The sequence below is a fragment of the Acinetobacter sp. A2 genome, assembly GCF_048537555.1.
GTDB lineage: Bacteria > Pseudomonadota > Gammaproteobacteria > Pseudomonadales > Moraxellaceae > Acinetobacter.
Genome location: NZ_CP183239.1, coordinates 1,156,167 through 1,170,230 on the forward strand (window position 1 = coordinate 1,156,167; position 14,064 = coordinate 1,170,230).

Sequence of the window (14,064 nt, forward strand, 5' to 3'; positions counted from 1 at the left end):
AAATAAACTTGTAAATGAAAATAGGGGCTGCACGGTTTAGTGCATGTATAAACCGCCATTAATCGATAAGGTTTCGCCTGTCACGTACGCACCGTGCTCGCTGACCAAGTACATAACAGCAGCGGCAATTTCAGCTGGCGCAGCAAGACGTTGTAGAGGAATTTGTGCTTCAATGCTTTTAATCACATCTTCACGCATGGCAGTAACCATTGGTGTTGCGGTATAGCCAGGCGCAACCACGTTTACACAAATATTTGAACGTGCACCTTCTTGAGCTAAGGCTTTGGTAAAACCGATAATGCCGGCTTTGGTCGCAGAGTAGTTGGCTTGTCCAAACTGACCTTTTAAACCGTTGACTGAGCTGATATTGACAATACGTCCCGACTTTTGTTCTAACATTTTGTTAAACACGGGCTGAGTCACTGTGAACAATGTTTTTAAGTTGGTATCAATGACTTGTGACCACTGTTCATAGCTCATCTTTTTAAAAGTTGCATCACGGGTGATGCCTGCATTATTGACCAGCACATCGACACGACCTTCAGCAGCAATTGCTTCTTGAATAGCTGCTGTTGCCGCTTCGTGGTTATTTAAATCCGTTAAGACAAAGCGTACATCGCTGTCTTGAAATCCTTCACTTTGAAGCCATTGTTTTTCGCGGTCTTCTTCACGTGGTACAACCGTTGCGATAATTTTATAGCCTGCTGTAACCAGTTGACGGCAAATCTCACTGCCAATACCACCTAATGCACCCGTCACTAAAGCTACTTTTTGTTCAGACATGTTGTTTTCCTAAGCAGAATAAGGTTATAAAAAATAAGAAGTTTTTCCTCTTTATTCTTGTTTAGAAATTAAGCGTTTTATATTGCGAACAGACTGCAGTTTGATGATGCTTTAAAGTCAAAAGTAAACAAATATTGGAAATATCTTAAGGAAGAAACGGCAGCATGTAAGGATTTGAACAAGCAGCTACAGTGAAGTTATTGATTCATCGTGCAGGACGCAGCAAAGTTCAGAGAACTGGTGCAAATAAGGGTTTGCTATAAGTTGTAGATATATGACAGTTAAAATACATACTGCGAGCAGATTATTTGGATTTAGATTTTTTAATATGTGCAATTAATAGTTGTTGTGCTTGAAGTGCGTTGTAATGTTGAGGATGGATTTAAAGTTGAATTATTCACTTAGATAGACATATTAAAATGAAATGGCATGTAGCGATCTAGCTACATGCCATTTAACAAAGCTATATAAAGAATATTTAAAGTGCAGTTGTTTTACGTTGCGGACGTGGGCTTAAACGACAGAGGAGTTCATAACCAATCGTACCATTGGCTGTAGCAACATCATCTACTAAACGGTGCTTGCCCCATAACTCAACTTGCGTGCCTAAATCGACATTTAAACCAGTCACATCAATGGCAATCATGTCCATAGACACACGCCCAAGGACAGGTGTAAGTTTTGAGCCGATCGCCACAAAATTCGGCTGCGTAAATGTGCGTGGATAGCCATCGCCATAACCAATTGAAACAATGGCAATCTGCATGCTTTGTTCTGCGGTAAAGGTTGAGCCGTAGCCCACATGCTCGCCAGCATCTATTTGATTCAGAGCAATAATTTCTGCACTGAGCGTCATCACTGGTTTTAAATCGAGAGCATGCACATTGTGGGCAGCAAAAGGCGTTGCGCCATATAGCATGATGCCAGGGCGTACATAGTCAAAATGCAACTCAGGGTAACGATAGATTGCAGCAGAATTACAGCATGAAGCTAAAATTGGATGACAATTGTCTTTGACATGCAAAAATTGGGCGACCTGTTGATCATTTAATGCATGATCACCATCGGCATTGGCAAAGTGCATGGTCAATACACAAGTAAACCCTTCAGCTTTCAGCATCTGAATTACATCTATAATTTCTGGAATTTTGAAACCTAAACGATTCATACCGCTGTTGAGTTTGACCCAAACCTTTAAGCCTTGTGCAATATAATCGGCTTTGTGCTGCAGTAACCAATCTAGCTGGGCTTGATGGTGCACCACACATTCAAGTTTGTGTGCCAAGACTTGCTGCATTTCATGTTTGGCAAAAACGCCTTCAATGAGGGTAATGGGCTGTGTATATCCTAATTCACGGATTTCTAAAGCTTCTTCCACACAAGCGACACCAAAGGCATCGCTGTCTTTTAAGGCTGCTAAGCAGTCTTTTACACCATGTCCGTAAGCATTGGCCTTGACCATGCTGACAATTTTCGCTGTTGGGGCAAGTTGTTTGACACGGTTTAAATTATATTGCAGTGCCTGACTGTCAATATAAACTGTTGCTTGGCGCACCCTAAATACTCCTACAGGGTCTGTGAAAATAATGATGCTGGGGATTATTCCTCATCATCGTACTGAGCATAATACTCAGGGGATAAGTTACTAAAACGGGTATATTGGCCTTCAAATGCCAAACGTACCGTACCAATTGGGCCGTTACGCTGTTTACCAATAATAATTTCGGCTGTACCTGCTTCTTTAGATTCTTTATTGTAGACTTCATCACGGTAAATAAACATGATCAAGTCAGCATCCTGCTCAATCGCACCAGATTCACGTAAGTCAGACATCACGGGGCGTTTATTTGGTCGATTTTCTAAAGAACGGTTCAACTGCGACAAAGCAATCACAGGGCAGTTCATTTCTTTGGCCAAAGCTTTTAAGCTACGTGAAATTTCTGAAATCTCACCAACACGGTTATCACCCATGCCAGGGACTTTCATTAATTGTAAGTAATCGACCATGATACAACCGATTTTACCGCCATGTTGTTTGGCTATACGCCGTGCACGTGCACGAACTTCCGTTGGTGGTAGGGCAGAAGAGTCATCAATATACAAATGCTTTTCTTGCAGTTGCAAAATCGTACCTGTGACTTTGGACCATTCATCGCCACTGAGTTTACCTGAACGTAAATTGCCTTGATGCACTTTACCGTAAGCAGAAATCAAACGCATCGCAATTGAATCAGCAGGCATTTCCATTGAGTACACAAGGGCAGGTAAGTCATTATTGAACAAGACACTTTCGACCAAGTTCATAGCAAAAGTGGTTTTACCCATAGATGGACGTGCAGCAACAATAATCAAGTCACCCGCTTGCATCCCTGAGGTCTTATTGTCTAACTCTACAAAGCCCGTAGTTAAGCCTGTAATGTTGCCTTCCATTTTGGAAAGCTCATCTAGCTTGTCAAATACATCGGCAACAACACTGGAAATTGCTTTAGGGCCTTGCGCTTTGGCATTGTTATTGTGTTGTTCAGCAATCTGGAAAATATTAGTTTCGGCTAAGTCTAAAATTTCACTGACACTACGGCCTTTGGTGTCATAGGCATTTTGTAAAATTTCAGAACTAACTTTAATCATATTTCTAAGAGTAGAGAATTCTTTAATTTTCGTGGCATAGGTTTCTAGGTTATAAAAACTAGAAGGTGAATCTGCCATGAGTTGCATCAAGTATTCTTCGCCACCTGCGGCTTCAAGCAAATTCTGTTTAATGAGCCAGTCATTTACCAATACGGCATCATAAGGCGAGTTTTCTTTAGAAAGAGAATCAATCGCACGGAAAATATATTTGTGGCGCGTTGCATAAAAATCAGATTCTTGTAAGACATCACCCACTTGCTCAAAAGATTCGGCCACAGTCATTAATGCCGCTAAAACAGCTTGCTCAATGGCTAGGTTGTGCGGTGGTGTGCGGAACTCTTTTAAGGGGCTGTTCTCATTCGGTTTTAGATCAGACTTTGTAGTATGTTGCTTTGCGCTGGCATTCGCCTGTGACATATAAATCCCTGATTTTTAAAACAGTAAATCGCTGAATAATACATGGGGGAGAGAACTTAAAACTCAAGCTACTTTCCACTTCACGATGATACGCCCTCTAGAAAAAAAAGCGAGTAGATTTTGGCGAAGGATAAGTCAAATGCGAATTAGAAAAGGCGGGGTAAATATGAAAGACAAAAAAAGAGCATGCGTTAAGCATGCTCTTTCTTTTTGCGTAAAATTACTCAGATACGATAGTAACGAGAACTTCAGCAACAACATCATGGTGCAATTGGATTGCGATGTTGAATTCACCAGTGTGACGAAGCGCACCGTTTGGTAAACGAACTTCTGCACGGTCAACTTCAAGACCAGCATTCGTTAACGCGTCTGCGATGTCACGAGTACCGATAGAACCGAATAGTTTACCTTCATCACCAGCTTTAGCAGTGATTACGATGTTAACTTCGTTCAATTGGTCAGCACGTGCTTGAGCAGCAGCTAAAATTTCAGCTTCTTGCTTCTCAAGTTCAGCACGACGAGCTTCAAAAGCAGCAGTGTTCGCTTCAGTAGCAGCAACTGCTTTACCTTGAGGGATTAAGTAGTTACGGCCGTAACCAGCTTTAACTGAAACTTTATCGCCTAATTTACCAAGGTTCTTAATGCGTTGTAATAAGATAATATCCACAGCTCAACCTCACTTATGATTGTCAGTGTAAGGGATCAACGCTAAGTAGCGAGCTTGTTTAATAGCAAGCGCTAATTGACGTTGGTAACGAGCTTTAGTACCTGTAATACGGCTAGGAACAATCTTGCCATTTTCAGTGATGTACTGTTTTAGTGTATCGATATCTTTGTAGTCGATGTACGTAACGTTCTCAGCTGTAAAGCGGCAGAACTTGCGACGACGGTAAAAACGTGCCATTGATGTTCTCCTTAAGCTTCAGCAGAGTCTTGGTTAGCTTGTTGTGCTTCTTCACGTTGAGCTTTACGCGCACGTTTTTCTTCAGCACTCTTAGCCAATAATGACTCTTCAGTGATAGCGTTTTCACGACGGATGATTAAGCTACGAAGGATCGCGTCGTTATAACGGAACAATTCTTCTAACTCATCAAGCGTAGTTTGACCACATTCAACGTTCATAAGAATGTAGTGCGCTTTGTGAATTTTGTTAATTGGGTAAGCCAATTGACGACGGCCCCAATCTTCTAAACGGTGAATTTGACCTTCAGCTTCTTTGATGTGAGTTAGGTAACGTTCTACCATACCCACAACTTGATCGCTTTGGTCTGGGTGTACCAAAAGTACGATTTCGTAGTGACGCATTGTCAGCTCCTTACGGTTTATGCAGCCCCTGACTAATTTAATCAGAAGCAAGGAGTCACAACCGAAGTTGTGTCGCAAAATTGCGAAGCGTGAATTTTAGTGCTTTTGCCAAGTAAATACAAGACTTTGTGTGAGTAATGATCGCGAGATTTGTTTATTAGCAGAATCTATTGGTTTAATGGATGAAATAAATGAATAATAGTATGTAGCTAACTTTTATAAAGTTGGTATATTGAAAATTTTATTGAAGAAAATGAAAAAATTCTAGAAAAGTACAGCGTGTGAAAAGAGGGCAGGTACTCCATTAAAAGATAGAGCGGAACTCTATCTTTTAAAAAAGTATGATTTGCGTGGTTGGCGCAGTTGCCGTAAAGCTAAAACATAGGCTCACAACAGTAATTAAAATAACCGAAAATAGGAAAAAGCGTTTTGCCCATAATTGATCATTTTCTGCTTTAAAACCAATAATGCCCAAATACAACCAATAGATGCAGAACGCATTTAAAATAACCAAATACAGCCAGTTTGCATAACCAAATACAAACAGTCCGTTCATGGCAATAGTAAACAACATGACATAAATCAGTGATTCAATTTTGGTACGCAGTATGGAACGCGCTACTGGCAAAATTGGAATATTGGCATTTTTGTAATCATCAAAGCGGTAAATTGCAATTGCCCAGGAGTGGGGCATTTGCCAAAGTGCATAGCCTAGAAAGATCAGCAGTGCAGCTAAGTCAAACTGGTTTGCAACCGCAGTATAACCAATGACAGGTGGGCTTGCGCCTGAAATACTGCCAACAATGGTTTGATGAATTGTTGTGCGCTTTGTCCATAGGCTATAAAAGCCCACATATACGACAAAACCAATCAGCGCAAAAAGAAAAGCGTATGCATTAACTCCAAACCATAAAATACTAAAACCGATTAAGCCCAATACAACCGAATAAATCAGCGCAATTGGAACAGAAACAGTTTTTTTCACTAATGCACGGTTTTGTGTGCGTTGCATTTTTTGGTCGATGTCTTGGTCAATAATATTGTTGACCACACATCCTGAGGCGACAACAAGTGTTGTACCAAGCAGAGTAAGCAGTAGGAGAAGGAAATCTACAGAACCTTGGGCAGCTACAAAGTAGCCACCCAAAGTGGTAATGAAATTACCAAAGAGAATTCCTGGCTTTGTCAGGAATAAATACTTTTTCAGCATGACAACCAGTTTAGATCATCATGTTGTAGTGTAGGTAGTTCATGATCCATACAGAACCAACCAAAAGGATGGCAATGGTCAGAATGGTATACACGAATGCAATCACGTTCCAACGTTGCTCTGAAGAAGAATTCATATGCAAGAAATAAATTAATTGAATAAGAATCTGAGCAACTGCTGTAATCGAAATAACAGTGATCAAAATACCACGGCCAAAACCACCTGCCATTACCATACCAAAAGGAATAATGGTAAGAATAACAGATAGGATAAAGCCAATCGTATATTGCTTAGTGTTACCGTGTGATGCACCAGCAGAGTTGTGATCGTGACTCATTAGAGAACTCCCATCAAGTAAACTACGCTGAATACACAGATCCAAACGATGTCAAGGAAGTGCCAGAACAAGCTTAGGCAAGCTAAACGACGCATGTTAGGAAGAGTCAAACCATATTTCTTGATTTGAATCATTAACACGATCATCCAAACTAAACCTGAAGTTACGTGAATACCGTGCGTACCAACCAAAGTAAAGAACGCAGATAAGAACGCACTTACACTTGGACCATGACCAGCATGAACTAAATGGTTGAACTCATAAAGTTCCATACCAATAAAGATCGCACCGAAAATCCAGGTAATACCTAACCAAGTTAAAACCTTAGCAACATCTTTCTTGTAAGCAGCTAAAACGGCAAAACCGAAAGTTACAGAAGAAATCAACAGGGCAAAAGTTTCTGTAAGAACGAAGCCTAATGACTCGCCAAACAAATCTTGAGCTGTTGGAGTGCCTACTGGAACGTGGCTACTTAATACAGCGAACGCGATGAAGAGTGTACCGAAAATTACAAGGTCACTCATCAAGTAGGTCCAGAAACCAAAGACGGTGATGTCGGTATCATCGTGGTGATGATGCTCATCGTGTCCGTGGTTGTCGTGATGAAGTACTTCAGCCATGTCTTAGTCCTTCTTCAAGTGTTTTTCAAGGATCGCATAGCGTTCGTTTTCAATACGCTCAACTTCAGCAGCAGGAACATAGTAGTCCACTTTCTTCGTGAATGAACTCACGATGAAGCTGATGATTGCAGCGATAAAGGTAACGAATACTAACCACCAAATATGCCAGATTAACGCGAAGCCCATTACTGTAATAAACATTGCAATAATGAAACCAGCTGCACGGTTGGTTGGCATGTGGATGTCTTCATACTTCGTTGGACGCGCGTATGCAACACCATTTTCTTTGTCAGTCCAGAAAGTATCAATACCATTGATCTTTGGAAGGTGAGCAAAGTTATAGAACGGTGCTGGAGAAGAAGTCGCCCATTCAAGCGTACGACCATCCCATGGATCGCCTGTAAGGTCTAAACGTTGGTTACGTTGTAAGAAACCAACCACGATCTGCATAACGAAGCAGAATAAACCGATAGCAATTAACACAGAACCGAAGAACGCGATTGACAAGTACGGATCCCATTCAGGGTTGTCATAAGTATTCAAACGACGTGTCATACCCATGAAACCAAGGATATACAACGGCATGAATGCAAAGTAGAAACCGAAGAACCAGAACCAGAATGCTGCTTTACCCCAAGTCTCATTCAGTCTCCAACCAAACATTTTTGGCCAGTAGAAAATGATACCTGCGAACATCGCGAATACAACACCACCAATAATTACGTTATGGAAGTGAGCAATCAAGAATAAAGAGTTGTGTACAAGGAAGTCCGCTGGTGGAACTGCCATTAATACACCTGTTAAACCACCGATACCGAAAGTCACAAGGAAGCCAAGTGTCCATAGCATTGGGGTAGTGTAGGTAATACGACCCTTGTACATAGTGAATAACCAAGAGAAGATTTTCACACCAGTAGGAATCGCAATAATCATGGTCATGATACCGAAGAACGCGTTAACGTTGGCACCTGCACCCATGGTAAAGAAGTGGTGAACCCATACAACAAGTGATAACACACCAATTGCAACGGTTGCGTACACCATTGATTTGTAACCGAACAAAGTTTTGCGCGCAAAAGTCGCAGTTACTTCAGAGTAAATACCAAATGCTGGTAATACTAAGATATATACTTCTGGGTGACCCCATGTCCAAATCAAGTTTACATACAACATTGGGCTACCACCCATGTCGTTGGTAAAGAAGTGGAAACCGAAGTAACGGTCAAGCGTTAACATCGCAATTGTCGCAGTTAAAACTGGGAAAGTTGCAATGATAAGTACCGAAGTAACTAATGATGTCCAAGTGAAAATAGGCATGTCCATAAGTTTCATGCCAGGCGCACGCATTTTGATGATGGTAACGAAGAAGTTAACACCCGTTAATAGCGTACCTAGACCAGAAACCTGTAGTGCCCAAATATAGTAGTCAACACCAACACCTGGAGAGTATTCGATACCTGAAAGTGGAGGATAAGCCATCCAACCAGTTGCAGCGAATTCACCTAATGCAAGTGAAACCATTACTAGACCCGCAGCACCAGCAAATAACCAGAAGCTTAAAGAGTTCAATAATGGGAAGGCTACGTCACGAGCACCAATCTGTAATGGTACAGAGATGTTCATTAAGCCAACAACAAGACCCATTGCCACGAAGAAGATCATGATCACACCGTGAGCGGTGAAAATCTGGTCATAGTGTTCTGGGTGTAAATAACCTTCACCACCACCTTTTGCAAGGAACTGCTGAAGACGCATCATGATCGCATCTGCAAAGCCACGAAGAAGCATGACTACAGATACAAAGATATACATGATACCAATTTTTTTATGGTCTACAGATGTGAACCATTCGTTCCACAAGTAGCCCCATTTTTTGAAGTAGGTAATACCAGCAACAACTGCAAGGCCACCTAAGATCATCGCTGCAACAGTAACCAATACGATTGGATCGTAAGGAATTGCATCTGGACCTAACTTACCTAATAAGCTCATGTCTTATTCCCCTTGAGAAGCAGTCGCATGTTCAACTGCTACATGAGTTTCAGAAGCAGGCGCTTCACCAGCCACTACAGGAGCTGAATGGTCAGCACCATGGTAGTTACTCATATAGTTATTGATCACTGATTCAAACAAGCCTTGCTCAACAGAAGAGTAATAAGTCACAGGATGTGGCTGAGTCTTATATGGACCTTCTTTTAAAGCCGTTGCAGCAAGTTCTTTCTCTAATTCAGTTTTGGCATTACGAACCATTGCATCAATTTGTTTCTGCGAACGGTTACCGTCACGTAAAGAAGCAAATTCAGCTTGATCTAAAACTGTTTTTTGAACAGCTTGAGGATTAATCGTCGTACCTTGACCTGCTTTAACAGCTGTTACCCATTGCTCAAAATCAGCTTGAGTTACAGAGTGAGCTTTAAAGCGCATTTGCGAGAAACCATAACCTGAATAGTTAGATGAGAAACCACGGAATTCGCCCGTGTTATCTGCTAAAACGTTCAAGTGAGTTTGCATACCCGCCATTGCATAAATCTGACCAGATAATGCAGGGATAAAGAACGAGTTCATTGTGAAGTTAGATGTTAAACGTAAGCTTACAGGCGTTTGCTCTGGGAAGCGTAATTCGTTAACAGTCGCAATGTTCTGTTCTGGGTAGATAAAGATCCATTTAAATTGTTCAGCAATAACTTGAACAGTTAAAGGAGCTTTGTCGGATTCTAGCGGACGGTAAGGGTCGTACTTGTGGGAACCCCACCAAGTTAACCAAGCTAAAATACAAATAATAATAACAGGTATACCCCAAACTACAATTTCAATTGCAGTTGAGTGTGACCATGTTGGTTGATAGTCTGCGTCTTTATTCGATGCACGATATTTCCAACCGAACCACAATGCCATAATTGCAGATGGAATAACCACCAATAGCATTAGGTAAATCGCAGTCATCATCAGGTTACTTTGACCTGAAGCAACTGGACCTTTTGAGTTCAGAAGTACTAAATCACCACCACACCCTGTTAAAAGTGCAGCCATCGTAGATAAAGACAATACAGCTAAAATCGTTTGTCTCATTTTACAACCTCGGTGAAGAGTCCCATTCCCTAATTTAATATGGGATAGCGATTAAAGTGTCGCATGATTAAAAAGACCTCGTTAGACACGAAAAACTCTTCTTAATCATCGGACACCGCTACGTTGTAGGGCATTATGCCTGATATCGACAAACTAAGCTATATATAAAGCCGCTTTAAATGCCTGTAATAAAAACCGATTTTGATACTCGGAATTATTTGCAATGTTGAAAATTTATTATTATTTATCAAAGTACTAAATAAAAAGGGATGATAAATCATCCCTGTATGTCAAAAAATCAAAATTATTGCTTTACGACTTTGGTTTTGGCTAATTTATCGTGTAAAGCTTGGCGTTTTGCTCCAAATGCAAAGGCATAATCTAAAATTGTGATGAATGGCATAAACATCATATTCAAAATGATGAAAATGATAGAGCGAATCGTAAAGACTCGCATTAGGCTCACTTTTTCATTGCTTTCTGCATCTACAATTTTAATTTTGGTTAAACGCTTACCAATACTTTGACCATTTTTAGCCAGTAAGAATGCTTGCAAGCCCAGCATAATGAGTAAATAAATTGCAATGGCTTGCCATGCTTGCATAGGAATCAGCTGAAATAACTCAGTTTGTAATTGAATGGCTTGATCTGAAGTGGTTGCCGCTTGCATCTTTTGTTGTAAGCCAGACAATTGTTCAAATTGATCTGCATTTAAGAAAAAAGAGGGAATAGCTGCTGCTGGTAGCCAAAGCAGCATATCAATAATTTTTGCTAGCGCACGACTGTTGATACTGGCTAACTCAGTTTGCGTTGTTTTGGTTTTTGTATTTTGTGATTGGCTATATTGTGCTGCAGTTGCACTATAGTTCTGTTCAGGCTGCTGAAAAGGAGATGCTTCAGAAGTCGGTGCTACATAGCCTTGTGGTTCATATACAAGTTTCCCTTGGGTGAGTTCACCTAAAGCTTTCCACTCGCTCATGCCTTGGTGCCAAGCCAAATCTGTCAGCAACACTTGTTGGCTGGCGAGCATTTGGTTGAGCTGCTCTAAGGTGTATGGCCCAGCTTGTTGATTATTTCGTGCCAAGTAAATTTGCATAAATATAAAATCTCAAAATAATAATTTGAAAAAAAACCCACGCAGGTGCATGGGTTTTCTTTTAACACGTTTTATTAAGCTTGTTGAGCTTTTTCTTCAGAAAGGAAGAACCAAGTGTCTAAAACTGAGTCTGGGTTTAAAGATACAGATTCGATACCTTGTTCCATGAGCCATTGCGCAAGGTCAGGGTGATCTGAAGGGCCTTGACCACAGATACCTACGTATTTACCAGCTTTACGGCAGGCATGAATTGCCATAGAAAGCAATGCTTTAACCGCAGGATCACGTTCGTCAAACAAGTGAGAAACAATACCTGAGTCACGGTCTAAACCAAGGGTTAACTGAGTCAAGTCATTAGAACCGATAGAGAAACCATCGAAGTGCTCAAGGAATTGTTCAGCCAACAATGCGTTGGTTGGTAATTCACACATCATGATCACTTTTAGACCGTTTTCGCCACGTTTTAAGCCATTTTGTGCAAGTAACTCAATCACACGTTTTGCTTCAGCAACTGTACGCACAAATGGAATCATAATTTGCACGTTAGTTAAGCCCATTTCATCACGTACTTTTTTCAAGGCACGGCATTCAAGCTCAAAGCAATCACGGAAGTTGTCAGACACATAGCGGCTTGCACCACGGAAGCCCAACATTGGGTTTTCTTCTTCAGGTTCGTATAACTTACCACCAATAAGGTTGGCATATTCATTCGATTTGAAGTCAGACATACGTACAATCACTGGTTTTTCAGCGAAAGCAGCAGCAAGGGTAGAAATACCTTCAACCAATTTTTCTACATAGAATTCGATTGGTGAAGAATAGCCCGCAGTACGTGCCATTACAGCTGCACGTGTTTCACGTGGTAAGCTGTCAATGTTCAGTAATGCTTTCGGGTGCACACCAATCATACGGTTGATGATGAATTCTAAACGTGCAAGGCCAATCCCTTCGTTTGGAATTTGAGCAAAGTCAAATGCGCGGTCTGGGTTACCCACGTTCATCATAATTTTGAACGGAAGTTTTGGCATAGATTCGATAGAGTTCTTTTGAACTTCAAAATCTAAAGCACCTTCATAAATGAAGCCTGTATCGCCTTCGGCACAAGAGACAGTGACTTCTTGACCATCTGCTAATACTTCAGTTGCATTACCACAACCCACAATTGCAGGTACGCCTAATTCACGTGCAATAATTGCAGCGTGACAGGTACGACCACCACGGTTAGTAACAATGGCAGCAGCACGTTTCATTACTGGTTCCCAGTCTGGGTCAGTCATGTCAGAAACTAAAACGTCGCCTTCTTGTACTTTGTCCATTTCTTTAATAGACGTTACCACACGAACTTTACCAGAACCGATACGCTGACCAATTGAACGGCCTTCACAAATTACAGTACCTTTTTGTTTAAGCAGATAGCGTTCCATTGTGCCAACATTTTCACGGCTTTTTACTGTTTCAGGACGTGCTTGAACAATGTAAATTTGACCGTCGTCACCATCTTTCGCCCATTCAATGTCCATAGGTGCTTGATAGTGTTCTTCAATAATTAAAGCTTGTTTTGCTAGTTCTTGAAGTTCGTGATCGTTTAAAGAGAACTGTTGACGATCTTGTTTTTCTACATCTACCACTACAACAGATTTACCTGCAGCACCTTCTTCGCCATACACCATTTTTTGGTGTTTAGAGCCAAGGTTACGACGTAAAACCGCATGTCTACCCGCTTTTAATAGTGGTTTAGAAATGTAGAACTCATCTGGGTTAACTGCACCCTGAACGACCATTTCACCCAAGCCATAAGAAGCGGTAATAAATACTGCATCACGGAAACCAGATTCTGTGTCTAGGGTGAACATTACACCAGCAGCACCAGTTTCTGAACGGACCATACGTTGTACGCCAGCAGACAATGCAACAACATCATGATCGAAGTTTTGATGTACACGGTAAGAAATCGCGCGGTCGTTGTACAAAGAGGCAAAAACTTCTTTAATGGCAATTAACACGTTGTCGATGCCACGGATGTTGAGGAATGTTTCTTGCTGACCTGCAAAAGATGCGTCTGGTAAATCTTCTGCAGTTGCAGATGAACGAACGGCAACCGCGATATTAGGGTTGCCGTTAGAGAGTGCGTCAAAAGCAACGCGAATTTCTTGTTCTAGGGCTGCGGTAAGCGGAGTGTCGACAATCCATTGACGAATTTTTGCACCAGTTTCAGCAAGCGCATTCACGTCATCTACATTGAGCGTTTTTAGCTCTGCTTGAATTTTAGCGTTTAGGCCACTTTGCTCGAGAAATTCACGATAAGCAGCAGCTGTTGTTGCAAAGCCACCTGGTACAGATACACCAGCGTTTGATAAGTGGCTGATCATTTCGCCTAGAGATGAGTTTTTCCCACCCACAAGCTCAACATCGTGCTTCCCTAATTTTTCCAGACCAATTACGCGCGCTTCCAAAGTTATTACTCCACTTTTGCAGTATTAATCACTATCTTGTCATGAAATTATAATAAATCTACTTAGCAATATGATTTTACTAAGCGACAGTCATGTAAGATCGGTTTACTATAAAGATTATATAGCACTAAGACAAATGTTTAAGG

General features: G+C 41.2%; 13 protein-coding genes. All 13 read right to left on the bottom strand.

From position 1 onward, the window contains the following. Nucleotides 1–36 precede the first annotated feature (36 nt). Nucleotides 37–783 (bottom strand): acetoacetyl-CoA reductase, encoded by a 747-nt coding sequence (gene phbB, locus ACNS8M_RS05410; protein WP_168461397.1) that lies wholly within the window; start codon nt 781–783, stop codon nt 37–39. Nucleotides 784–1,261: 478 nt separating this feature from the next. Then, nucleotides 1,262–2,338, bottom strand: a complete 1,077-nt coding sequence (alr, locus tag ACNS8M_RS05415) for an alanine racemase (protein ID WP_168417476.1) — start codon at nt 2,336–2,338, stop codon at nt 1,262–1,264. A 44-nt stretch (nt 2,339–2,382) separates the two neighbouring features. After that, nucleotides 2,383–3,828 (bottom strand): replicative DNA helicase, encoded by a 1,446-nt coding sequence (dnaB, locus tag ACNS8M_RS05420; protein WP_168417475.1) that lies wholly within the window; start codon nt 3,826–3,828, stop codon nt 2,383–2,385. A gap of 220 nt (nt 3,829–4,048) precedes the next feature. Continuing rightward, nucleotides 4,049–4,495: a 50S ribosomal protein L9 gene (rplI, locus tag ACNS8M_RS05425; RefSeq protein WP_004973150.1), complete on the bottom strand. Its 447-nt coding sequence runs from the start codon at nt 4,493–4,495 to the stop codon at nt 4,049–4,051. 9 nt (nt 4,496–4,504) lie between these two features. Continuing rightward, nucleotides 4,505–4,732, bottom strand: a complete 228-nt coding sequence (gene rpsR / locus ACNS8M_RS05430) for a 30S ribosomal protein S18 (protein ID WP_004719336.1) — start codon at nt 4,730–4,732, stop codon at nt 4,505–4,507. A gap of 11 nt (nt 4,733–4,743) precedes the next feature. Next, nucleotides 4,744–5,133 carry a 30S ribosomal protein S6 gene (gene rpsF, locus ACNS8M_RS05435; RefSeq protein WP_168417474.1) on the bottom strand — a complete coding sequence of 130 codons (390 nt, stop codon included), beginning with the start codon at nt 5,131–5,133 and terminating at the stop codon, nt 4,744–4,746. 331 nt (nt 5,134–5,464) lie between these two features. Continuing rightward, nucleotides 5,465–6,343, bottom strand: a complete 879-nt coding sequence (cyoE, locus tag ACNS8M_RS05440; RefSeq protein WP_419225253.1) for a heme o synthase — start codon at nt 6,341–6,343, stop codon at nt 5,465–5,467. Nucleotides 6,344–6,353: 10 nt separating this feature from the next. Continuing rightward, nucleotides 6,354–6,680, bottom strand: a complete 327-nt coding sequence (locus tag ACNS8M_RS05445) for a cytochrome o ubiquinol oxidase subunit IV (RefSeq protein WP_004973158.1) — start codon at nt 6,678–6,680, stop codon at nt 6,354–6,356. Further along, nucleotides 6,680–7,300 carry a cytochrome o ubiquinol oxidase subunit III gene (gene cyoC, locus ACNS8M_RS05450; RefSeq protein ID WP_168417472.1) on the bottom strand — a complete coding sequence of 207 codons (621 nt, stop codon included), beginning with the start codon at nt 7,298–7,300 and terminating at the stop codon, nt 6,680–6,682. Before cyoC ends, ACNS8M_RS05445 begins: the two co-directional genes overlap by 1 nt. A 3-nt stretch (nt 7,301–7,303) precedes the next feature. Next, nucleotides 7,304–9,292: a cytochrome o ubiquinol oxidase subunit I gene (gene cyoB, locus ACNS8M_RS05455; protein WP_168461399.1), complete on the bottom strand. Its 1,989-nt coding sequence runs from the start codon at nt 9,290–9,292 to the stop codon at nt 7,304–7,306. 3 nt (nt 9,293–9,295) lie between these two features. After that, on the bottom strand, nt 9,296–10,369 hold the full coding sequence (gene cyoA / locus ACNS8M_RS05460; RefSeq protein ID WP_168417470.1) for a ubiquinol oxidase subunit II: 1,074 nt from the start codon (nt 10,367–10,369) through the stop codon (nt 9,296–9,298). Between the two features lie 304 nt (nt 10,370–10,673). Continuing rightward, nucleotides 10,674–11,465, bottom strand: coding sequence for an RDD family protein (locus ACNS8M_RS05465; RefSeq protein WP_168417469.1), 792 nt, complete (start codon nt 11,463–11,465; stop codon nt 10,674–10,676). 74 nt (nt 11,466–11,539) lie between these two features. Continuing rightward, complete coding sequence (gene ppsA, locus ACNS8M_RS05470) at nt 11,540–13,918, bottom strand: phosphoenolpyruvate synthase (RefSeq protein ID WP_168417468.1); 2,379 nt, start codon at nt 13,916–13,918, stop codon at nt 11,540–11,542. Nucleotides 13,919–14,064: the final 146 nt, after the last annotated feature.